Source organism: Methylobacterium sp. NFXW15 (assembly GCF_049887755.1).
Lineage (GTDB): Bacteria > Pseudomonadota > Alphaproteobacteria > Rhizobiales > Beijerinckiaceae > Methylobacterium.
This window is the reverse complement of the sequence record NZ_JAGEKG010000008.1, coordinates 40,972-62,383: the sequence shown is the minus strand read 5'-3', so window position 1 is coordinate 62,383 and position 21,412 is coordinate 40,972. Positions and strand designations below refer to the sequence as shown.

General features: G+C 67.8%; 19 protein-coding genes. 9 read left to right on the top strand and 10 right to left on the bottom strand.

Features of this window, described 5'->3' with window-relative positions; genetic code table 11:
• Positions 1-413 precede the first annotated feature (413 nt).
• The 3 genes from J4O73_RS17955 to J4O73_RS17945 are packed head-to-tail and all read left to right on the top strand — an operon-like array spanning position 414 to position 4,856.
• Positions 414-2,666, top strand: coding sequence for an ATP-binding protein (locus J4O73_RS17955; RefSeq protein ID WP_426219816.1), 2,253 nt, complete (start codon positions 414-416; stop codon positions 2,664-2,666).
• A 4-nt stretch (positions 2,667-2,670) separates the two neighbouring features.
• Positions 2,671-3,132: a response regulator gene (locus tag J4O73_RS17950; protein WP_426219522.1), complete on the top strand. Its 462-nt coding sequence runs from the start codon at positions 2,671-2,673 to the stop codon at positions 3,130-3,132.
• The gene (locus tag J4O73_RS17945) at positions 3,129-4,856 is read left to right on the top strand and encodes a response regulator (RefSeq protein ID WP_426219814.1); all 1,728 of its coding nucleotides are present in this window, start codon (positions 3,129-3,131) and stop codon (positions 4,854-4,856) included. Before J4O73_RS17950 ends, J4O73_RS17945 begins: the two co-directional genes overlap by 4 nt.
• 36 nt (positions 4,857-4,892) lie before the next feature.
• On the opposite strand, the gene J4O73_RS17940 is transcribed toward J4O73_RS17945, so the two are convergent.
• The 5 genes from J4O73_RS17940 to J4O73_RS17920 form a co-directional block, all read right to left on the bottom strand.
• Positions 4,893-8,087 (bottom strand): efflux RND transporter permease subunit, encoded by a 3,195-nt coding sequence (locus J4O73_RS17940; protein WP_426219520.1) that lies wholly within the window; start codon positions 8,085-8,087, stop codon positions 4,893-4,895.
• A complete protein-coding gene (locus tag J4O73_RS17935; RefSeq protein ID WP_426219518.1) occupies positions 8,084-9,550 on the bottom strand; it encodes an efflux RND transporter periplasmic adaptor subunit in 1,467 nt (488 codons plus the stop codon). Before J4O73_RS17935 ends, J4O73_RS17940 begins: the two co-directional genes overlap by 4 nt.
• Positions 9,547-9,957, bottom strand: coding sequence for a FixH family protein (locus tag J4O73_RS17930; RefSeq protein ID WP_426219516.1), 411 nt, complete (start codon positions 9,955-9,957; stop codon positions 9,547-9,549). The genes J4O73_RS17935 and J4O73_RS17930 overlap by 4 nt, the downstream gene beginning before the upstream one ends.
• An 81-nt stretch (positions 9,958-10,038) precedes the next feature.
• Entirely contained in the window at positions 10,039-10,533 is a 495-nt protein-coding gene (locus J4O73_RS17925) for a hypothetical protein (RefSeq protein WP_426219514.1), read from the bottom strand.
• Between the two features lie 59 nt (positions 10,534-10,592).
• Positions 10,593-11,243 (bottom strand): NAD(P)-dependent oxidoreductase, encoded by a 651-nt coding sequence (locus tag J4O73_RS17920; protein WP_426219512.1) that lies wholly within the window; start codon positions 11,241-11,243, stop codon positions 10,593-10,595.
• A gap of 211 nt (positions 11,244-11,454) precedes the next feature.
• Here J4O73_RS17920 and J4O73_RS17915 point away from each other — a divergent pair, with 211 nt between their 5' ends.
• The gene (locus tag J4O73_RS17915) at positions 11,455-11,664 is read left to right on the top strand and encodes a hypothetical protein (protein ID WP_426219511.1); all 210 of its coding nucleotides are present in this window, start codon (positions 11,455-11,457) and stop codon (positions 11,662-11,664) included.
• Positions 11,665-11,708: 44 nt separating this feature from the next.
• On the opposite strand, the gene J4O73_RS17910 is transcribed toward J4O73_RS17915, so the two are convergent.
• Positions 11,709-11,972: a hypothetical protein gene (locus tag J4O73_RS17910; protein WP_426219509.1), complete on the bottom strand. Its 264-nt coding sequence runs from the start codon at positions 11,970-11,972 to the stop codon at positions 11,709-11,711.
• Between the two features lie 1,194 nt (positions 11,973-13,166).
• Here J4O73_RS17910 and oxlT point away from each other — a divergent pair.
• The 4 genes from oxlT (at position 13,167) to J4O73_RS17890 (ending at position 16,289) form a co-directional block, all read left to right on the top strand.
• Complete coding sequence (oxlT, locus tag J4O73_RS17905) at positions 13,167-14,483, top strand: oxalate/formate MFS antiporter (protein ID WP_426219507.1); 1,317 nt, start codon at positions 13,167-13,169, stop codon at positions 14,481-14,483.
• A 101-nt stretch (positions 14,484-14,584) separates the two neighbouring features.
• Positions 14,585-14,767, top strand: coding sequence for a hypothetical protein (locus J4O73_RS17900; RefSeq protein ID WP_426219506.1), 183 nt, complete (start codon positions 14,585-14,587; stop codon positions 14,765-14,767).
• A gap of 197 nt (positions 14,768-14,964) precedes the next feature.
• A complete protein-coding gene (locus tag J4O73_RS17895; RefSeq protein ID WP_426219504.1) occupies positions 14,965-15,756 on the top strand; it encodes a RibD family protein in 792 nt (263 codons plus the stop codon).
• Positions 15,753-16,289, top strand: a complete 537-nt coding sequence (locus J4O73_RS17890; protein WP_426219502.1) for a cytochrome b — start codon at positions 15,753-15,755, stop codon at positions 16,287-16,289. The genes J4O73_RS17895 and J4O73_RS17890 overlap by 4 nt, the downstream gene beginning before the upstream one ends.
• Here the strand turns inward: J4O73_RS17890 and J4O73_RS17885 are convergent.
• Genes J4O73_RS17885 through J4O73_RS17870 form a run of 4 tightly spaced genes read right to left on the bottom strand, consistent with a single transcriptional unit; the run spans position 16,263 to position 19,633 of the window.
• On the bottom strand, positions 16,263-17,141 hold the full coding sequence (locus J4O73_RS17885; RefSeq protein WP_426219501.1) for a class I SAM-dependent methyltransferase: 879 nt from the start codon (positions 17,139-17,141) through the stop codon (positions 16,263-16,265). The genes J4O73_RS17890 and J4O73_RS17885 overlap by 27 nt on opposite strands.
• Entirely contained in the window at positions 17,138-18,190 is a 1,053-nt protein-coding gene (locus tag J4O73_RS17880; RefSeq protein ID WP_426219499.1) for a glycosyltransferase family 4 protein, read from the bottom strand. Before J4O73_RS17880 ends, J4O73_RS17885 begins: the two co-directional genes overlap by 4 nt.
• Entirely contained in the window at positions 18,187-18,591 is a 405-nt protein-coding gene (locus tag J4O73_RS17875; RefSeq protein ID WP_426219497.1) for a 6-pyruvoyl trahydropterin synthase family protein, read from the bottom strand. The genes J4O73_RS17880 and J4O73_RS17875 overlap by 4 nt, the downstream gene beginning before the upstream one ends.
• 28 nt (positions 18,592-18,619) lie before the next feature.
• Positions 18,620-19,633, bottom strand: coding sequence for a zinc-dependent alcohol dehydrogenase (locus J4O73_RS17870; protein ID WP_426219495.1), 1,014 nt, complete (start codon positions 19,631-19,633; stop codon positions 18,620-18,622).
• On the opposite strand from J4O73_RS17870, the gene mdoH reads away from it, so the two are divergent.
• Entirely contained in the window at positions 19,625-21,409 is a 1,785-nt protein-coding gene (gene mdoH, locus J4O73_RS17865; protein ID WP_426219493.1) for a glucans biosynthesis glucosyltransferase MdoH, read from the top strand. The two genes, J4O73_RS17870 and mdoH, sit on opposite strands and share 9 nt — an antisense overlap.
• Positions 21,410-21,412: the final 3 nt, after the last annotated feature.

Sequence of the window (21,412 nt, the reverse complement as noted above, 5' to 3'; positions counted from 1 at the left end):
AACGGGCGGTAAGCCTGGTCGGACGGTGCGCCCTCGAGCGCGAGGCTGGCGGTACTCGCGCCAGCGACCGCGGTAAGACCAGCAAGAATCGCCCGGCGGCTTGGTGCACTAGACATAGGTGGCCGCCTAACGCGGCTTGGGCTGCGACGCCATAGACAACCTGGTCGATCGCTTATTGCGTGCTCCGGATCGGCTTCGTCGGGATCGTGATGATGGCCACCCTGGATGCTGGCGAAGCACCCTTCAGTACCGCCTTCGCAGAGCCGGGCTGATTCCGCCCGGTCATCCCCTCATCAGAAGGCGAAGTACACGACGCTGCACCGGTGCTTTTGACCTATATCGGCGGCCGCTCCCGACTGGTAACACGCGCGAGCGCCCCATACTGGGACCGTCCGAACGCGGGATCGGGTTTGATACAGAGCAGCAACGCAGCCCAGCAGCAAATCGACCTCTCCGCCTGCGACCGCGAGCCCATTCATATCGTCGGCAGCGTTCAGCCGCACGGCTTCCTGCTGGCCCTCGACGTACCTGACCTGACCATCCTTCAGGCCAGCGCCAACGCACCCGCGTCCGCCACGGTCGGAACCGGTCTCGAATCGGCCTATCCGGAACTCGCGGCGCTGGTTCGCCGCTACCTCACAGGTGAAGCCCGGCAGGACGGGGCGGTCTACCTTCGGACGGTCACCCTGGAGATCGGGGGCGCCCATCAGGCCTACGAGGTCGCTGCCCACGGCGTCGACGGTCTTGTCGTCCTGGAGCTTGAGGAGACCGACGACCTCTCGGGCGATGCGGGCCTCGATGCGCTTACCCCCCGGCTTCGGGCCTTCGTCGAGCGTCTTCACGCCGCTCGATCCGTCGAGGATCTCTGCCACCTGTTGGCTGTCGACATCCGCCATGTCACCGGCTTCGACCGGGCTCTGGTTTACCGGTTCGACCGGGATTGGCACGGGACGGTGCTGGCCGAGGACGGCAACGACGTTCTGCCGAGCTATCTCGATCTGCGCTTTCCGGCCTCCGACATCCCGGCCCAGGCGCGCGAACTCTACCGCCGCAACCGGCTGCGCATCATTCCCGATGCGGCCTACGTGCCGGTGCCGCTCAGGCCGGCGATGACTCCGGCCGGCAAGCCCCTCGATCTGAGCCAGTCGGTGCTGCGCTCGGTTTCGCCGGTGCATGTCGAATACATGCGCAACATGGGCACGATGGCGTCCATGTCGGTCTCGATCCTCGTCGACGGTACGCTGTGGGGGCTCGTCTCCTGCCACAACCAGGATTCCAAGCGGGTGCCGCTGCTGGCCCGCAACGCCTGCGATTTCCTCACTCAGATCTTCGCCCTGCAGCTCTCCGCCAAGGTCCGCGGCGAGCAGGCCGAGCAGCGCTTGGCGCTCGGCGCGGTCCAGTCCCGGCTCCTCGGCTACATGGCCGAGGAGGAGAGCTTCATCGACGGCCTGCTGAATCACCCCGACGACGTCCTCGCTTTGGTGAACGCCTCGGGCGCGGCCGTGGTGACGAGCGACCGGTGCCGGTTGCTCGGTGCGACCCCAGCCGAGGGCGAGGTCCGCGCCCTCTACGACTGGTTGTCGGCCCGCTCGGATTCCGACGACGTGTTCGCGACCGACTCCCTGGTGGAGGGGTTTCCCCGTGCCGAGGATTTCGCGGACAGGGCGAGCGGCCTGCTCGCGATCTCGATCTCCAAGCGGTACGCGAGCTACGTCCTCTGGTTCAGGCCGGAGGTGGTGCGCACCGTGAAGTGGGGCGGCAATCCGGTGAAGGCCGTACGGCCCGATCCCGATGGGGGACCGGACCGGCTGCACCCCCGCAAGTCGTTCGAGATCTGGAAGGAGACCGTAAAGGGCCGCTCGCTGCCCTGGTCGGTGCCGGAGGTCGAGGCGGCCAAGGACCTGCGCGCCTCGGTCCTCGGCATCGTGCTGCGCCGGGCCGAGGAACTCGCGGCCATGAGCGAGGAGCTTCAGCGCTCGAACAAGGAACTGGAGGCGTTCTCCTACTCGGTCAGCCACGACCTGCGAGCGCCGTTCAGGCACATCGTCGGCTACTCGAACCTGTTGAAGAACAAGGAGGGCGCCAACCTTTCAGAGAAGGGTCGGCACTACGTCGATACGATCATCGAAGCGGCGTTCTCCGCCGGCACCCTCGTGGACAACCTTCTGACCTTCTCGCAGATGGGGCGCCACTCCCTGAACAAGGTGAGCGGCGACCTGAACGCCCTGGTCGAGGAGGTCAGGCGCAAGGTGATGCGCGACGTCGCGCCCGAGCGGACTGTGCGCTGGAAGATCGGCCCGCTCGGCCGCGTCCACGGCGATCCGATCATGCTGAGGCTGGTCATCGAAAATCTGCTCTCGAACGCGGCGAAGTACACCCGCGGCAAGCCCGAGGCGGTCATCGAGGTCGGGCGCCTGCCGCCCCAGGACGGCGAGGCGGTGTTCTTCGTGCGCGACAACGGCGCAGGCTTCGACATGGCCTATGTCGATAAGCTGTTCGGCGTGTTCCAGCGCCTGCACCGTGTCGAGGAGTTCGAGGGCACGGGCATCGGGCTCGCCAACGTCCGCCGCATCGTCGAGCGTCACGGCGGCCGGACCTGGGCCGAGGGCAAGCCCGGCGAAGGCGCCATCTTCCATTTTACCTTACCCATCCGGGAGGAGGCGTAGCCACATGGCGGGACTGAAGCCGATCCTCCTCGTCGAGGACAACCCGAACGACATCGAGCTGACCCTGGCTGCGCTGGAATCGAGCCAGCTCGCGAACCAGATCGTCATCTGCCGCGACGGTGCCGAGGCGCTCGACTGGATCTTTCGCCGCGGCCTGCACGAGGCCCGGCAGGTGCAGGACCCCGCCGTGGTGCTCCTCGACCTCAAGCTACCGAAGGTCGACGGGCTGGAGGTGCTGGAGAAGGTCAAGGCGGACCCCGCGACCCGCGGTATCCCGGTGGTGATGCTGACCTCATCCCGGGAGGAGGCCGATGTCGTCCGGTCCTACAAACTCGGGGTCAATGCCTTCGTGGTGAAGCCGGTGGCCTTCGATGAGTTCTTTGCGGCCATCAAGGAGATCGGCGTGTTCTGGGCGCTCCTGAACGAGCCGCCCCCGCACAAGGGAGGCTGGCCATCGAACGAATAATCGGGCCCGCAGCCGGCCCCCTGCGCATCCTTCACCTGGAAGACAGCGACCTCGACGCGGAACTCATCGAGGCGGAACTGGAGAACCTCGGCCATCCGGTGGTGATCGAGCGCGTGATCACGCGCGACGAGTTCGCCGCCGCTGCCGTGGAGGGCCGCCACGACATCATCCTTGCCGACTACGTCCTGCCGACCTTCGACGGCGTGAGCGCGCTGGGCATTGCCCGGAAGCAATGCCCGGATACGCCGTTCATCTTCTGCTCGGGGACGCTGGGCGAGGAAGTCGCGGTCGAGGCCATCAAGAACGGCGCCACCGACTACGTGACGAAGCAACGACTCGACCGCATGTCCCGGACCATCGTCCGGGCCCTGGCCGAGCGGCGTGCGCGCCACGACAAGCGCGCCGCCGAGGCCGCCCTGCAGACCCTGAACGACACGCTTGAGGCGCGCATCCTGGAGCGCACCCGCGAGCTCGCCGTGTCCAACGCTGCCCTTGAGGATCAGATCGTCGAGCGCGAGCGCGCGGAGGATGCCCTGCGGCTCAGCCAACGGCTGGAGGCTGTCGGGCAGTTGACCAGCGGCGTGGCGCACGACTTCAACAACCTGCTCACCGTCATCGCGGGCAACATCGAGTTCTTGGAACGCGCCGTCACCGACGAGCGCTCGAAGCGGCGGCTCGCCATGATGCGCGGGGCCGCCGCCCGCGGCGCGAACCTGACCGCGCAGCTCCTGGCCTTCTCCCGGCGCCAACGGCTAGTCCCGACCCCGGTCAGCCTCAACCGGACGGTCGTGTCGATGCGCGACCTGCTTCAAAGCTCCATCGGCGGCTCCATCCAAATCGAGACGACGCTGCAGGACGGGCTTTGGCCCGCGCTCATCGACGCCACCCAGATCGAGCTCGTCATCCTCAATCTCGCGATCAACGCCCGGGATGCCATGGCGGTGGGTGGTCGGCTCGCCATCGAGACGGCCAACGTCACCATCACCGGCAGGCCGACCCGGCCGGAGCAGCCGCAGCCCGGCGACTATGTGATGATTTCGGTCAGTGACACCGGGACAGGGATGCCCCCCGAGGTGCTGTCGCGGGTGTTCGAACCGTTCTTCACGACCAAGGAGACCGGAAAGGGCTCGGGGCTCGGCCTCGCGCAGGTCTTCGGCTTCATCAAGCAGTCCGGCGGCGGCATCCGCATCGACACGGTTCTCGGTGAAGGCACCTCATTCAAGGTCTACCTTCCTCGCGTCGAGGAAACCGAGATGGAGATGTGCGCCGAGGTAACCCCCGCCGAGAACGCAACAGCCCATTGCCCAGCGAGCCAAGCCGTCATCCTGGTCGTGGATGATGACGCCGGGGTGCGCGAGGTGACGGTCACGCGCCTTTCCGAGGCGGGGTATGAGCTTCGGGAGGCCACGTCGGGCCTGCAGGCGCTCGCAGCCCTCGAAGCCGATCCTCACATCGACCTCGTGGTTCTCGACTTCGCGATGCCGGGCATGAACGGGGCCGAAGTGGCGGCCGAGATCCGGAAGCGCTGGCCGACCATGCCGGTGTTGTTCGTGACCGGCTTCGCTGACACCGCCGCGCTGGCCGATGCCGGGGCGAACGGCCCGGATGCCATCGTTCTGAAGCCCTTTCGCAAGGGCGAACTCGAGCAGAAGGTGGCGACGGCGCTGGGCGGCAGGACGACACCGGGCCTTCGTCTGGTCTCGGACCGGACCAAGATCGTCTGAGCGGATCGCGCGAGCGGGCCGCTGGGCGGCGACGATCTACGACGGGCGAATGTCGGCCTGATCGGAAAGGGTTGCGACCGCGCGTGGCGGCGCCTTCCCCTGCGCCTCGGCATCGCCTTCGGCCTGAAGCGTCCATCCCTTCACGAGTGCGTAGACGGCGGGGATCACGACGAGGGTCAGCGCGGTCGAAGAGACCATCCCGCCGATCATCGGCACGGCGATCCGCTGCATGATCTCCGAACCCGCGCCCTGGCTCCAGAGGATCGGTACGAGCCCGGCCATGATGGCGACGACCGTCATCATCTTGGGTCGAACCCGCTCGACCGCGCCGACCATGATGGCGCGGCGCAAATCGGCCCGCGTCGGCGGCCTGGCTTCACGCGCGCAAGCGGTGCGGACCTCGTCCCAGGCATGGTCGAGATAGACCAGCATGATGACCCCGGTCTCCGCAGCGACGCCGGCGAGTGCGATGAAGCCGACCGCTACCGCCACCGAGAGGTTGAACCCCATCCCCCACAGCAGCCACACCCCGCCGACCAGGGCGAAGGGCAGCGACAGCATCACGATGAGCGTCTCGGTCAGCCGCCGGAAGTTCAGGTAGAGGAGCAGGAACACGACGAGGAGCGTGAGCGGCACAACGATCCTCAGCCGTGCCTCGGCTCGCTCCAGATATTCGTACTGCCCGCTCCACTGGAGCGCCATGCCCTGCGGAAGCGTGACGGCGTCGGCCACCGCCTTGCGCGCCTCCGCCACGTAGCCGCCGAGGTCGCGACCAGCCATGTCGACAAAAACGTAGACTGCGAGCTGCCCGTTCTCCGTGCGGATCGAAGTCGGCCCCCGGGTCAACTCGACCTTGGCGACCTCACGCAACGGCACCGTGCCGCCAGCGGGAAGCGGCACCTGCACCTCGTCCGCGATGGCGCGCGGGTCCGAGCGAAAGGCGCGAGGGTAGCGCACGTTGACCGTGTAGCGTTCGCGGCCCTCGACCGTGTTGGTCACGGCCTGCCCGCCCAAAGCCGTCGCGATGACGTCCTGCACGTCGCCGACCATCAGGCCGTAGCGCCCCAGCGCCTCACGGTCCGGCGTGATGTCGAGGAAATACCCGCCGATGACCCGCTCGGCATAGGCGCTCGACGTGCCGGGCACTTTGCGGATGACCGTTTCGACCTGCCGGGCGATGCCCTCCATTGTCTTGAGGTCCGTCCCGATGACCTTGATGCCGACCGGCGTGCGGATCCCGGTGGAGAGCATGTCGATGCGGGCGCGGATCGGCTGGGTCCAGGCGTTCGAGACGCCGGGGAACTGAAGCGCCGCGTCCATCTCGGCCTTCAGGCTGGCGAGGGTTACGCCCGGCCGCCACTCGGCCTTCGGCTTCAGGGCGATGACGGTCTCGAACATCTCCATCGGCGCGGGGTCGGTCGCCGTGTTGGCGCGGCCCGCCTTGCCGTAGACCGAGGCGACTTCCGGGAAGCTCTTGATGATGCGGTCCTGGGTCGCCAGGAGTTCCCCGGCCTTGGTCACCGAGATGCCCGGCAGGGTCGTCGGCATGTAGAGCAGGCTACCTTCGTCGAGATCGGGCATGAACTCGGAGCCGAGTTGCCGGGCGGGCCAGACGGTCGCCGCCAGCACGCCGATGGCGATCAGGATGGTGAGCACACGGGCCCGTAGCACCCCGGCGATGAGAGGCCGGTAGAGCCAGATGAGCAGGCGATTGAGCGGATTGCGATGCTCCGGGACGATCCGCCCGCGCACGAACAGAACCATGAGCGCCGGAACCAGCGTCACCGACAGCAACGCCGCCGCCGCCATGGCGAAGGTCTTGGTGTAAGCGAGCGGCCCGAACAGCCGTCCCTCCTGGCTCTCCAGGGTAAAGATCGGCAGGAAGCTGACCGTGATGACGAGGAGCGAGAAGAACAGCGACGGCCCGACCTCGCTTGCGGCCTCGATCAGGATCTCGATGCGTGGCTTGCCCTCGGGCGCGCGCTCCAGATGCTTGTGGGCGTTCTCGATCATGACGATAGCGGCGTCGATCATCGCGCCGACCGCGATGGCGATGCCCCCCAGGCTCATGATGTTGGCGCCGATGCCGAGCGCCTTCATGCCGCCGAGCGCCATCAGGATGCCGACCGGCAGCATCAGGATGGCGACGAGCGCGCTCCGGACGTGAAGCAGGAAGACGACGCAGACGAGGGAGACGACGACGCATTCCTCGACCAGCGTGTTCCGTAGGGTGTCGATGGCGGCATCGATCAGTTGCGAGCGGTCGTAGACCGGCAGGATCTCGGTGCCGGCCGGCAGGCTTCTGGCGACCTCGGCGAGCTTCGCCTTGACCCCCTCGATGACGCTCAGGGCGTTCGCGCCGAAGCGCTGCAGGACGATGCCGCCGGCGACCTCGCCGTCACCGTTCATCTCTGTGAGGCCGCGCCGCTCGTCCGGCCCCAGTTCGACGCGGGCGACATCCCGGACCCGCAAGGGGGTGCCGCCGGCGGTCTTCAGCACGATGTTCTCGATGTCGGCGACGCTTCTGAGGTAGCCCCTCCCCCGCACCATGAACTCGAACTCGGAGAGTTCGACGGTGCGGCCGCCGACATCGGCGTTGCTCGCGCGGATCGCGTCCCGCAGCCTGTTGAGCGAGATGCCCTGGGCCCGCAGGCGGTTCGGATCGACCACCACGTTGTACTGCTTCACGAAGCCGCCGACGCTGGCGATCTCGGCCACACCCTCGGCCCGCGAGGCACCGAAGCGGATCACCCAATCCTGGATCGAGCGCAGCTCGGCGAGCGTCCGTTCCCTGCCCACGACGACGTATTGGTAGACCCAGCCGACACCGGTGGCATCGGGGCCGAGCGTCGGTGTCACCCCGGTCGGCAGGCGACTCGCCGCCGCGTTGAGATATTCGAGCACCCGCGACCGGCCCCAATACGGATCGGTGCCGTCTTCGAAGATCACATAGACGAACGAGACACCGAAGAACGAGAAGCCGCGGACCACCTTGGCCTTCGGCACCGTGAGCATGGCGGTGGTGAGGGGATAGGTGACTTGGTCCTCGACGACCTGGGGGGCCTGCCCCGGATACTCGGTGTAGACGATGGCCTGGACGTCCGAGAGGTCGGGGATCGCGTCGAGGGGAAGCGTCCTCAATGCGAGGACGCCTGCCGCGACGGCGAAGACGGTCCCGACCAGCACGAGGACGAGGTTGCGGGCCGACCAGCCGATGAGGCGCGCGATCACGGCATGCCTCCCGCCTTTGCAGCCTGCCGGTCGTCCCTGGCCGAGGCGAGGGACTGGAGCGCCGCCTTGAGATTGCTCTCCGCGTCGATCAGGAAGTTCGCTGCCGTCACCACTCTGTCGCCGACGGCAACGCCGTCGCGGATTTCCGTGTAGTCCGTGCCGCGAACGCCGATCGTCACCGCCCGTGGCTCGAAGCGGCCCTCCCCACGATCGATCAGCACGACCTGTCGCTCGCCCGTGTCGATCACCGCATCGCTCGGCACCGCCACGACCGGTCTTCCATCGCCGGTGGCGATGTCGACGTCGGCATACATGTCCGGCAGCAGAGTTCCATCGGGATTCGGCAACTCGATCCGCACCCGCGTGGTCCGGGTTTCGGGGCTCACCTGCGGGTAGATCACCGCGACCTTGCCCGAGAGGTTGCGGCCCGGCGCCGACCGCACACGCACCGTGGCGGTCTGGCCCACCTTGATTCCGGAAAGATCACGCTCGGGGACGTCCGCCAGCACCCAGAGGGTCGAGATGTCGCCGATCCGGAACAGGATATCACCGGCAGCTGCCTTCATGCCCTCGACGGCGTTCCGCTGCAGGACGAGGCCGTCCCGGGGCGAGGCCCAGGTGATGGCCATCGGCACCTTCCGGGCCCGCTCGATCTCGTCGATCACGGATTCCGAGACGTTCAGATTCTGCAGGCGCCGCCGGGCCCCGTCGAAGCCCGGGTTGGCGATGAGCTGAGCCGCTGCCGCGTTGATGTCGGGGGAGTAGACGTGGACCAGCGCCTGCCCCTTGCGGACGCGGTCACCTGTCGTGATGTTCTCGACGTGATCGACATAGGCGTCCGAGCGGGTCGCCACGACGGTCACGCGCCGCTCGTCGAGCGCCACGGTGCCGGGGACGTGCACCGGCTGCGCCACCACCCGCCGGTCCACGGTCTCGGTCCGGACGCCGGTGCGCTGGACCCGCCCGGGCGAGACGGTCACGATGTCGCCGCCTTCGTCGTCGCCCGCATAGACGGGGATGTAGTCCATCCCCATCGAATCCTTCTTCGGGCTCGGCGAGGTATCCGGCAGGCCCATCGGATTGCGGTAGTAGAGAATGCGACGGGAGGCCCCGGCGCCCTTGCCTGCCTCTCCCTGCGCCATGCCCTGGGCGGCCCTCTCCGTCGGCGAGGGCTCCGCCTCCTCCGCGTCCTCGAAGCTGACGTCTTCGCTGGCATGCACGGCGCGGAACAGGCGCCCATCCTCGGTCGCCATCTGCGACGCCGAATAGACCGGCCTCCCATCCGGATCCTGATAGTAGATCACCGGCCCGCTCGCCTTGGCGGGGGGAGGCGCGGCCACGCCCCGGGAATGGACCCATGCCGCGAAGGCCGGCACGGGGTTTCCCCCATGCCCGGCGACGTAGCCGAGGCCCCCCGCCGCGAACGCGGCGAGGATCCCGGCAAGCCATGCCGCTCGGCTCATTTGACGGCCTGGAAGACCAGCTTGTCCTCGACCGTGCCGGTCTCGCCCTGGACCTTGGCGCCGAGCGAGAGACGCCAGCCGCCCGCCATCGAGAGCTTGGCCTTGAAGCGATAGATCCCCGGTTCCGTCGAGGGCAGCTGCTCGAGACGGGTGACCATCTCCTCCATGCTGTCGGGGGCCATGTCGAGGCGCTTGGCGAAGATCACGGCGTCCGGCACCGGCTTGCCGGTCCGCTTGTCGATGAGGCGCACGGCGACGACGGTCTCGCCGACCTTCGCCTCCTGCTGCACGAGCTGGAACTGGTAGTCCTTGATGTCCGCGTGGGCGGGCAGGATCGTCGCCGACGCCGAGAAAGCGGCGCCGAGCAGCGCCGCCAACAGGGCGCGCGCGAAGGGGTTCTTGGGCACGGATCTTGTCTCCTGAACGCGATGGAGGGCGACGCGCGGGCGCGCGTCACCGAGCCGGCACGGGCGCCGGCGGCATCGGGTTCAGGCTCGGGGAGGCTCCGGGTACGGTGTCCCGTGCACGCTGGCGAAGCGCCCCGGCTCCGGCCAAGCTCGCTTGGCGCGGGTCGCGACGGGAACAGGCACCGGCACGGTCGTGGGCAGCAGGGACGCCGCTCCCGCCAGGCACAGGGCCATCAGCGGGCACCCTTTCGCGCAATTCGGCTTGGAGGAGCCAGGCTCTGAGGAGCCGGACTCAGAGGACCCCGACTTGGGGGCATCGGCTTTGGGACAGCATGGCATGTCGTCCATGCTCATGCCGTCCGCCATGTCCATTCCGGCTGACGCGGCCTCGTGGTGAGCCACGGCGGAAGGATCCATCTCCGCCATGCCATGGTCGCTAATGGTCACCGTGCGGTGTCCATGCGCGATCGAGGCATGCATGCCTGCGGTGGCCGCAGGAGCGGCCACCGGCGTCAGGGCGAGGCTGAGAACCGCCAGGAGCGGCAACAGTCGCCGAAGGGCGAGCCAGAGGGTCACGGCGCTAGGATGCCAAATTCCGGGCCGGTGCGGAAGTCCACCCGGCATAGCGGTCGATCTCACACAGGGAGTGCGTGGTGGATCAGCACGACGGCCTTACCGATCCGGCTCCTGTCTTCGATCTGTCTGACGATGAAATCCGCGACGTCGGCCCGCGCGATCAGCCCGTTGCGCCAGGATGAGGGGGTGTCGAGGACACGGTAGCGGCCTGTGGCCCGTCCGCCGGTCAGCACGCCCGGCCGCACGAGCGTCCACTCCAACCCGCTCCGGCGGATGCGCATCTCCTGGGCGTCCTTGTCGTCGTAGGCGCGTCCGAAGACCAGCCGGAACGGCAGGCGCTGCAAGAGGCTGATGGCTTGGCGGCTGTCACCGGAGCCGAATCCCGTCACGGCCACCAACCGGCGGACGCCGGCCTTCTCCATTGCGGGGACGAGGACCCCGGTCGCCTCCGAGAAAAGGCGAACCGGCCCGAGCAACTCCCGCGCGGGTACGCCGAGTGCCTGGACCACCACATCGACGTCCGTGAGTGCCGCCGCGATGTCGCTCCCCTTCAGGGCGTCCCCCTGACGAAGCTCGAGATTCGGGTCGGACAGGGCGATCCTCTCCGCCGAACGGGCAAAGGCCCGCACCTGATGTCCTGCGGCCAGGGCCGCTTTCACGGTTTCGAAGCCGATACCCTGGCTGGCACCGATGACGAGAACGTGGGCCATTGCGATGCCTGATGTGCTGGAAGGATGACAGGATTCGGGAAGATTGGGCTCCCGCGCAGTACCGCCATGTGGCCCCTTGCCCCTGCGCCCCGCCCGCGACCGGCGCGGGAGGCCGAAATGAGACGGCGCCCCCGTCATGGCATTCGGAACCGCCGCTGAGAACCGAGGCTTGCCTTAGGTACCGATCCAGGCCCGAGTGGAGCAGGAAGCCATGTCCACGGATACCGAGACGCATCGCGACCTGTTGGCGGCCTTGAGGAGCGCTCAGGGCAAGGGCGACGGGAGTTTCGAGGCGGCCGTCACGGCCGCCTTCGAACATGTCTTCGAGCACCTGGCACGCCTGAACGACCACGTCTCACCAAGCGGTCCCGATGGCGGAGATCGCCATCTCAAGCCGGGCGAATCACCGACCCTCCGCTGAGACGCCGCGCTGTCTCGGCATCGACCTGTCAGGTAGGCTCGTCCCTAACGGCACTGCCGGTCGAGCATCTTCGCGATGTCCAGGCCTCCGAATGACATTCCGGGCTTGAACGGCGGACCGGGTGTGATGCGGACACGACCGGTCTCGCTGAAGAGTTCGATCGGCTGATTGACGCTCCACGATCCATCCGGGTTGTGCGTGAACTGCGAGCAGTTCACCTCCATCTGACCCGTCGGCTGCTGCGCATGGACTGAACCGGCGCCGAGCACCAAGGCGGATAGGCCCAAGAGGGTGGATCGTGACAGCATGGGAAGTTCCTGAGGCCGAGCGCCTTGGACCTAGAGCGCGTTCTGACGAAGTGGATACCGGTTCGTCGCAAGAATGCGCGTCAAGACAGTGAGCTAGCGCCGTATCCGACCGAGTTGAGCCGCCCCCGTCGATGGATTCCCGGCCATCATTGCGAGCGCAGCGAAGCAATCCAGGGAGGCGAACCGTTCTGACGCGTCCCGCTACCCTTGATTGCTTCGCTGCGCTCGCAAAGACGGAGGCCTGTGAGCCAATTTGGTCGAAGGAGGCTTTAGAACGCTTTCCGACGAAGTGATCGCCGGTTTGTCGCAAGAATGCGCGTCAAGACAGAGCGCTAGAGCCGCATCCGACCGAGTTCAGCCCCCCCGTCGATGGCTTCCTGGCCGTCATTGCGAGCGCAGCGAAGCAATCCAGGGAGGCGAACCGTTCTGACGCGTCCCGCTGCCCTGGATGGCTTCGCTGACGCTCGCAAAGACGGAGGCATGTGAGCCGAGTTGGTCGAAGGCGCGCTCGGTATTCACTGTGCAAAAGCCAGGGATGCCGGTGTTCGCCGCCGTGCCGGAGCGTCTTGGCCGCATAGCCGTCCCCGCCGATCCTCCGTGATCGCACGCCTGCTCACCCAGTGCAGTTCCGGTACCGATGTCAATTTTGTCGATCACCCTCGTCACGGCGAAATCGAATCAGGCGCCTGGCAGCAAATAAACCCGTGGATGAAGAACTTGCGACCCAAGAGGTCGCGGAAGCCCACTACGAAAAGCCCTGACTGCCGGAGAGTCTTGGCCCTCTCCCCGGATTCGGCCAATGCCATCCGATGGCCTGCGCTCTTGGGACGAGCGCGCCTCAAATCAGCTTTTGCGAGATGTTGGTCTTGCCGCGGCAGTCTTTTGCAGCGCAAAAACGAATTGTTGCGGCATTCGCTTGACGCAGACCTGTCATGCGGTATCGTTGGTATACCACATACAAGGTTCGAGGGGTGGCTTCGTCGCCGTATGGGGATACTGGTCCGGCGCGCTCCGGACGGGGGAAAGTCTTGTGCAATCGTTCGATGCTGCCTCAGGTCGGCAGTATTGTTACGTGTTTATGCTCGAAATACGCACTCCTAGCATCGCGCACGCACGCAAGCGTCGGTAAGATTATCAAAATTCAAAATAGCCGCTGCGGACTGCTTTCCAGTCACTCAGCAGGGAGGATTTGCAATGCCAAAACCAACTGAGGCAGACCCGCAACGTGTCAGCGACGGTTATCGCTGGATGCAGCTGGTGCTCGGCGTCGTCTGCATGGTCATGATCGCCAACCTGCAATACGGCTGGACGTTCTTCGTCCCCGAGATCCAGAAGAAATTTGGTTTCGACCGCGCCGCGATCCAATGGGCCTTCACCCTGTTCGTGCTGTTCGAGACCTGGCTGGTGCCGGTCGAGGGCTGGTTCGTGGACAAGTACGGCCCCAAGGTCGTCGTCCTGTTCGGCGGAGTCCTGTGCGGCATCGGCTGGGTCATCAATGCCTACGCCGATACGCTCGGGATGTTCTACCTCGGCCAGATCATTGCCGGCATTGGCGCCGGTGGGGTCTACGGCACCTGCGTCGGTAACGCGCTGAAGTGGTTCCCGGATAAGCGCGGGCTGGCCTCGGGCATCACCGCCGCGGGCTTCGGCGCGGGCTCCGCCCTCACCGTCGCGCCGATCCAGTGGATGATCGCCGACCAGGGCTTCCAGTCCGCGTTCCTGTATTTCGGACTCGGCCAGGGCCTGATCGTCGCCGCGCTCGCCTTCTTCCTGGCGTCCCCGAAGAGCGGTCAGATCCCGGAGGTGACGAGCAACGCCAACGTCATCCAGACGCGCCGCAACTACACGCCGGCCCAAGTGGTGCGTCAGCCGATCTTCTGGCTCATGTATGTCATGTTCGTCATGGTCGGTGCCGGTGGCCTCATGATCACGGCCAACCTGAAGCCGATCGCGGCCGACATCCACGTCGACAAGGTTCCGGTGACGCTGTTCGGCGTGACGATGGTGGCGATCACCTTCGCCGCCACGATCGACCGGGTGCTCAACGGCCTGACGCGTCCGTTCTTCGGCTGGGTCTCGGACCGGATCGGGCGCGAGAACACCATGTTCATCGCCTTCGCCATGGAAGGTTTCGGCATCTACATGCTCTACCTGTGGGGCAGTGATCCGGTGTGGTTCGTGCTGCTGTCGGGCTTCGTGTTCTTTGCCTGGGGCGAGATCTACTCGCTGTTCCCGTCGACCTGCACGGATACGTTCGGCGCGAAGTTCGCGGCGACGAATGCGGGCCTGCTCTACACGGCCAAGGGAACGGCGGCGCTGCTCGTGCCCTTCGCCAACTACCTGCAGCAGAGCTCCGGCAACTGGGACGGCGTGTTCCTGGCCGCAGCAGGGGCCAACATCCTGGCCTCGATCCTGGCGATCGCGGTGCTGAAGCCCTGGCGCAAGCGCGTCGTGGCCGAAGCGCAGCTTCCCGCCACGGTCGCTCCGATCAGCCGGGTCGCGACGGCCTGAGCCGGGAGGCAGCCTCGCAATAAGCGTAGAGGGCCCGGATCATCGTCCGGGCCCTTTGCGTATGATGAAGGAGCTCATCGACACCAGCGGAGGACAGACCGATGCAGCCGTTCGTTCAGAGCACCGACCTGCTCGGGCTCAGCTTTCTTCTCATCGCGCTCGCCGGGGCTGGCATCGCGGGTGCGAGCAAGGGCAAGCGCCCGGTAGAGGATCCGCGAGATTACCTCGCGGGTGGCTCGCTTCTGGTCGCCATCCTGGGGCTCGTCTTCGTGCTCGCCGAATAGCGGTGGAGTGTGTTTAGACAGCGAGGGCGGACGTCCAGCCTCTCGCGTTGCGAGGGAGACCAGCACGCCATTCTGCAACCGCGCGTGCAATAGCCGCCTATTCCCGGTCCTTGCGCTGGTCTAGATATCTCCAAAGCGTAGCCATCGGCTTTCTCGGACGGCGCCTTGCGTGTTTCGCGTGCGATGGGGCTCAGCGAATGACCGTCGTGACGGGGTCGGGACGTCCCTGCCAAGCCGATCCGCCCGCTCCGGCCACGCTCGATCCATGGCGCGCTCCCGGTATCGACAGAGATGCGGCGGCGTGCGCGATCTTCTCACCGTTTGAAGTCGGCACGAAGCGGCGGCCCTTCGTCGTCGCGCAACTCGGCCAATCGCTGGACGGCCGGATCGCCACCCCGTCGGGGGATTCGAAATACATCAACCTGTGTCCGGCGCTGGATCACCTGCACCGAATCCGCGCCCGGGTCGATGCCGTCATCGTCGGCATCGGCACGGTGCTGGCGGACGATCCGCTGCTGACGGTGCGCCGGGTGGAGGGCGCGAACCCGGCCCGCATCGTCATCGATCCCTCGGGCCGGATCCCGCCCACGGCCCGCTGCCTCGCGGAGGACGGGATGCGCAGGATCGTCGTCTGCCGGACGGATGCCGTGGTGCCGGATTCCATGGAAGCCGTTCGGATGGGCGAGGACGAGATCTTCTGCCCGCGGGCGATCATCGTCCGGCTCGGTTCCCTGGGCTTCGCCCGCCTTCTGGTCGAGGGCGGCGCCCGCACCGTTTCGGCCTTCATCGATGCCGGGGCCATCGACCGGCTCCATCTGATGGTCGCGCCGCTTATCCTCGGCTCGGGGCGATCCGGTCTCGACCTTCGGCCGATCTCCGCCCTCAGCGAGGCCATGCGGCCCGTGACGACGACCTACCCGCTCGGCGCGGGCGAGGTTCTTTTCGATTGCGACCTGCGTCGCACCGTCGGGGAGGGACATCCGTCATGACGCAACCGGCTTCATACTCGGCTCCGCAGAAGTGGCTCCACTGGGCCGTCGCCCTGATCATCGTGGAGCAGGTGATCGTGGCCCTGGCGATGACGAATGTCGGCCAGGGACCGCTGCAGAACCAACTCTACGAATGGCATAAGTCCTTCGGCCTCGTCGTGCTGGCCCTGGTCCTGGCGCGGCTGCTGGTGCGGCTGTCGCGTGGGGCTCCGGCGCCGGAGGTCGGCCTCCCGGCTTGGCAGCGACGGGCCGCACGCGTTTCCCACGCGGCACTCTATCTGCTGATCCTGATCGTCCCCATCCTGGGCTGGGCGGGAACCTCCGCCTGCTGCGCGCCGGTCAACCTGTTCTGGGGGCCATCGCTCACCCTACCGATCTCCGGCGGCATGCCGGTTGGGGAGGCGATCCTGAAGGCCCATGGCGCCGGGGCCTTCGCCCTCGTCGCCCTCGTCGCCCTGCACGTGGCGGCGGCTTTGCACCACCACGTGGTCCGGCGCGACGGAACCCTACGGCGGATGCTCGCCAGGCACTGATCCCGGCACGGCCAGACAATCCCTGTGGCCGATGAGGGCCGTGGTGCCGGGCTCGCCCCGTGCGATGGCCCAGGCCGCCACGACATGATCCGACACGAGGCCCGTTTCGGCGACGGCCCCCGCCTTGCCGTCCTTGAGCTGTGCGATCAGATCGCTCTCGTCAGGCCCCAGCCGCCACGGGCTCGAGGCCGTTCGCACTCCGTAACCTCGCTGGCGGAAGGCCGCTTCCAGAGCCGCCGTGGCACCCGGGCCGAGGGCTGCACCGAACCCCTTGTCGCCTGCCTGATGCGCAAGGAACGCGTCCTGCATCGCCGCGTCGGCGGGGTGTGGGGGCTGCCACGTCTCCAACCCATCATAGCTCAGGGCCGTATAGAAGAGCGCGCCTAAGGCCGCCGTCGCTTCGGCGAAGCGATCGATCCACCCGGCCGAAACGAGGTCGAACAGGGCGGCTGCGGTCACGAGGTCCGGCGCGGGACCGAGGATTCCGGCGGGGTCGGCGTTGAGATCGGCCGTCGCGAAGGCCACGCGGATGTGCCGTCCGCCCACCTCCATGACGAGATTCGCGCCGTCCTCCTCCGACCGGTCGGCCCAGGCCGCCAGTACCGTGCGGGCCGCCGCAAGGAGGGCGGGATCGTTGTCGATCAGGGTCCATGACTGATGCGGCCCGAGGGACGGCGCGAGGGCGCGTAGGTTCGATCCGGTGCCGCTGCCGAGATCGAGGATGGTCTGCACTCGGTTCCCCGGTAAGCGCGCCGCCAGGGCTGAGGCCAGCGCATCGATCAGGCCGGCGTCGCGCGCCCGGTGGTCGGCGGGCTCCCGCAGGGCGAGCCATTCGCTGCTGAACCCGGTCATGGCTGCACCTGCCGCAGGGCTTTCGCCACGCAGCGCGCCGTGTCGGACCAGCGCGGGAGCCGTTGCCCGGCCTCCCAGGCCGCCTGTCCCGTCATGGCCCGGCGGGTGGAATCGGTGATCAGGACGCGCAGGGCCTCGGCGAGGGCAAGGCCATCGCCCGGCGGCACCTTCAACCCGGCGGCATCCGGGACCGTATCGGCCGCCGCGCCGCCCGTGGTCGAGACGACCGGTAGGCCCCGCGCCAGGGCCTCCGCCAGCGCCATCCCGTAACCCTCGAACAGGGAGGGCGAGACCACGACGTCGGCCCCGTCGTAGAGGGCGTCGAGCCGGATCGCCGAGACGGCGCCTGCCAGGGCGATCCGCGCCTCAAGCCCCGCCTCAACGATTCGCCCGCGCAAGGCTGCGACGTGGCCGGGCGCCCGGTCCTGCGCGCCCACGATGGTCAGCTTCCAGGGAAGGTCCGGGAGACGTTCCAAAGCGCCGACGAGGATCTCGAAACCCTTGCGCGGCGTCAGCGCCCCGACCGCCAGGAGATGGACGGGATCGCCGTTCCCGCCTTTCGCCCGCCGCGCCGGTTCGGTCCCCGGTTCCGCCACCGTGATTCGGTTCGCCGGGACGGCGAACTCGGCCATGAGGAGATCACGGGTGAAGCGGCTCGTCGTCACCACGTGGGCTGCCAGCGCCAGCGCCGCCCGCTCCGTGCCGAGCAGGTGGTTCGCTTCGTCCCGGCTCAGCCCCGCTTCGAGGCCGAGCGGATGATGGACCAGGGCCACGATCGGCCGCCTCCCGGCGGCGGCGATCACGGGCGTGGGCAGGGCTCCGTAGGCGAGCCCGTCGATGAGCAGCACCGCCCCCTCCGGAGACGAGGTGAGCTTCGCCGCGGTGTCCACGAGGTCGGCGGTGCCCGGATGCGGGAAGGCCGCCGACAGCGCCACCGGTAAGACCTTTACCCCCGCCTCCGGCAGGCGAGCGAGGAGGTGCCGGGCGTAGGCGTAGCCCCCGGTCGGTGTATCGAGGTCCCCCGGAACGCAGAGACAGGCCTCGATCACGCCTCGACCGGCCCTTCGAACCACGCCCGCGCAATGTGCGACTCGTGCAGCATCACCCGGATTCGCGCGATGCCCTCCCCGCCTGGTCCGAGGCCGCCCGCCCGGGCCACGGCGGCCATCTCCCGGTGGATGTAGCCGCACAGATACTCGGTGGTGGTGTTGATGCCTTGGAATTGCGGCAGGGCGTCGAGGTTCTGATAGGTGAGCGGCGCCAGGATACGCTTCAGCGCCTCTCCGGCCCGGCCGATATCGACCACGACCCCGTCCTCCGTGAGCGTCGGCCGGTAGAAGGCGACATCGACCACGAAGGTGGCGCCGTGCAGCGCCTGGGCCGGGCCGAACAGCTCGCCCCGGAAGCTATGGGCGATCATGACGTGATCGCGGACCTCAATGGCGTACATGGTGCGACTCCGGTGACGGGGCTGTCTGTCAGGATCGGTAGCGGACGGCGGTGCAGAGACCGGCGGCATCCGGTGCGAGCAGCCGGGGCAGAGCCTCAGGCAGATCGGTGAAGGCGACGTCTTCGGTGATCAGCGCGTCGAGGCGCGGATCGGTCAGGAGGTCGAGCGCCTTGCCCATCCGGCGCGCGTAGGTCCAGCGCGGGCGGCGGGAGGCCGAGACCTGCCCTACTTGGCTCGAGATGAGGCTCAGGCGGCGCACGTGGAAGTCTTCTCCCAGCGGCACCGTCACGGCGCGCGTCCCGTACCAACTCAGTTCCACCACGCGGCCTTCGTCACCCGTGAGCGACAGGGCTTCAGCCAGGCCCTCCTGGCTTGCGCTCGCATGGAACACGATGTCGGCCGCCCCCCTCGGGGCGGCGCCGGGTTCTGCGAAGGTGGCGCCGAGATGCCGGGCGAGCGCGGCCCGCTCGGCCAGCCGGTCGATCACCGTAACCTCGCAGCCGACGATCCCGCCCGCGAGATAGGCCACGAGCAGGCCGACGACGCCCGCGCCGACGACCGCGATGCGGTCCCCCGGCCCGGCGCCCGAATCCCAGATCGCGTTGAGCGCCGTCTCCATGTTCGCCGCCAACACGGCCCGCCGCGGTGGGACGTCGCTCGGGATCGGATGAAGGTCGTCGGAGGCGGCAACGAAACGCTCCTGATGCGGCCTCAGCGCGAACACGTAGCGCGAGCCCCCCTCCCCTCGAGCCTCGATCCGGCCGACCGCGCAGTAGCCGTACTTGACCGGAAAGGAGAAACGGCCTTCCTGCGCCGGAGCGCGCATGCGCTCGTGGAGTGTGTTCGGGACGAGCCCGTGGAAAACGAGCCGTTCCGTTCCCCGGCTGAGGGCGGTCCACAGCGTGTCGACGACGACCTCGCCCGGGCCTGCGGGCGGCAGGGCTTCGTGCCGCAACTCGGCGCAGCCGGCGGCCCTGTACCAGAGCGCCCTCGCCCGGCCCCTCTCCTCGACATCTGTGCCGGACCCTTCAGAATGATGCACGTCGCCCGCCCGCCGCACAGGGTTCCGGAATTCGAGGAAAGCCTCCTTTCCACGACACCGGCGGGCCTTCAATCGGCGACGGTCCTTCGTCGGCGCCGCAGGGTCTTCTTCCTCCTGAATTTTCTGAGTTTCGCGGGCTTCCTCGGCCTCGTGGGCGCCGTGCTGGGCTCAGGTGGCTGGAGCCCGGTCGATCTCACCCTGTTCGTCTGCTGTGCCCTCATCCTGCCCTGGACGATCATGGGGGTCTGGAACGGGCTGATCGGCCTGTGGCTGATCGCACGGGGCCCCGCCGGTCTCGCCGCCGCCGCGCCGTTCGCGGCGCCGACGGACGACCCGATCCGAATCGATACGGCCATCGTCATGCCCCTGCGCAACGAGGATCCTGGCCGGGCATTGGCCGGTCTCAAGCGGGTGAAGGCGAGCCTCGACGCGACCGGATGGGGCAGCCGCTTCGCCTTTCACGTGCTCAGCGACAGCGACGATCCGGCGATCATCGCCGCCGAGGAGCGGGTGATGGCGGATTGGACCGCACGGGATCCTGAGTCCGGGGATCGGATCGCCTACCGGCGGCGGGCGAACAATGCGGGCTTCAAGGCCGGGAACCTTCAGGAATTCTGCCGGGAGACCGGGGAACGGTACGAGTTGATGCTGCCGCTCGACGCGGACAGTGCCATGGACGGGACGCGCATCCTCGACCTCGTGCGGATCATGCAGGCCCATCCGAGGATCGGCATCCTTCAGAGCCTCGTCGTCGGCACCGCGTCGGCCAGCCCCTTCGCCCGGATCTTCCAGTTCGGCATGCGCCAGGGCATGCGCCCCTACACGATGGGAGCCGCGTGGTGGTCGGGCGATTGCGGGCCGTTCTGGGGGCACAACGCCCTCGTCCGCATTGCCCCCTTCGCCGCCTCCTGCCCGTTGCCGGTGCTCTCGCCTGGGCTGTTCGGCGGGCCGATCCTGTCCCACGACCAGATCGAGGCGGTGCTGATGCGTCGCGCGGGCTACGAGGTCCGGGTCCTGCCGACGGAGGGCGGAAGCTTCGAGGAGAACCCCCCGACGCTGCTCGACCATGTCGAGCGTGAGGCGCGCTGGTGCCTCGGAAACCTGCAATATGTCCGGCTGCTCGGCCTGCCCGGCATCGCGCCGACGAGCCGCTTCCAACTCGTGGCGGCGGTGATGATGTTCATGACTGCCCCCGCGCTCACGCTCGCGCTGCTCTTGTCTCCGCTGGCGGCGATGCAGGCGGACGCGTCGTTTCCGGCGGGGCTTGCGGGCGCCCTCTACCTCGCGTGGCTCGCGGGTTCGATGGCCCCGAAGCTCGCGGGCTATGCCGAGATCCTCGCCTCGGGATCGGCCGCGCGCCGTTACGGCGGTCGCGCGCGCTTCGCCCTCGGTGCCGTGGTGGAGCTTGTCTTCTCCTTCCTGCTCTTCCCCGTGCTCTGCGTCTGGCTGTCGATCGCCATGATTCGTGCCCTGACGGGCCGCCGGTCTGTCTGGAACCGGCAGGATCGCGACGGGGGGCGTGTCACTCTCGCCCTGGCGTGGCGCCGTCTCTGGCCCTGTTTCGGGATCGGGATGGTGTCCGCTCTCCTGACGCTCGGGCTCGGTCCGGCGGCGTTCCTGTGGAGTCTGCCGCTCCTGGCGGGCCTGCTCCTGTGCGTCCCTTTCGCGGTCGCGACCAGCCTGCCATCACTCGGCCATGCGATGAAGCGCAACGCCCTCTGCGCGACGCCGGAGGAACGCGTGTCCGAGACCCGCGACGCCCGCGCGGGCCGATAGCGG

Bases quoted from the DNA above. Each gene is read 5' to 3' on its own strand.
- J4O73_RS17950 (WP_426219522.1), top strand. From the start codon at position 2,671: ATGGCGGGACTGAAGCCGATCCTCCTCGTCGAGGACAACCCGAACGAC.
- J4O73_RS17935 (WP_426219518.1), bottom strand. From the start codon at position 9,550: ATGAGCCGAGCGGCATGGCTTGCCGGGATCCTCGCCGCGTTCGCGGCG.
- J4O73_RS17920 (WP_426219512.1), bottom strand. From the start codon at position 11,243: ATGGCCCACGTTCTCGTCATCGGTGCCAGCCAGGGTATCGGCTTCGAA.
- J4O73_RS17915 (WP_426219511.1), top strand. From the start codon at position 11,455: ATGTCCACGGATACCGAGACGCATCGCGACCTGTTGGCGGCCTTGAGG.
- J4O73_RS17910 (WP_426219509.1), bottom strand. From the start codon at position 11,972: ATGCTGTCACGATCCACCCTCTTGGGCCTATCCGCCTTGGTGCTCGGC.
- oxlT (WP_426219507.1), top strand. From the start codon at position 13,167: ATGCCAAAACCAACTGAGGCAGACCCGCAACGTGTCAGCGACGGTTAT.
- J4O73_RS17900 (WP_426219506.1), top strand. From the start codon at position 14,585: ATGCAGCCGTTCGTTCAGAGCACCGACCTGCTCGGGCTCAGCTTTCTT.
- J4O73_RS17895 (WP_426219504.1), top strand. From the start codon at position 14,965: ATGACCGTCGTGACGGGGTCGGGACGTCCCTGCCAAGCCGATCCGCCC.
- J4O73_RS17890 (WP_426219502.1), top strand. From the start codon at position 15,753: ATGACGCAACCGGCTTCATACTCGGCTCCGCAGAAGTGGCTCCACTGG.
- J4O73_RS17885 (WP_426219501.1), bottom strand. From the start codon at position 17,141: ATGACCGGGTTCAGCAGCGAATGGCTCGCCCTGCGGGAGCCCGCCGAC.
- J4O73_RS17875 (WP_426219497.1), bottom strand. From the start codon at position 18,591: ATGTACGCCATTGAGGTCCGCGATCACGTCATGATCGCCCATAGCTTC.
- mdoH (WP_426219493.1), top strand. From the start codon at position 19,625: ATGATGCACGTCGCCCGCCCGCCGCACAGGGTTCCGGAATTCGAGGAA.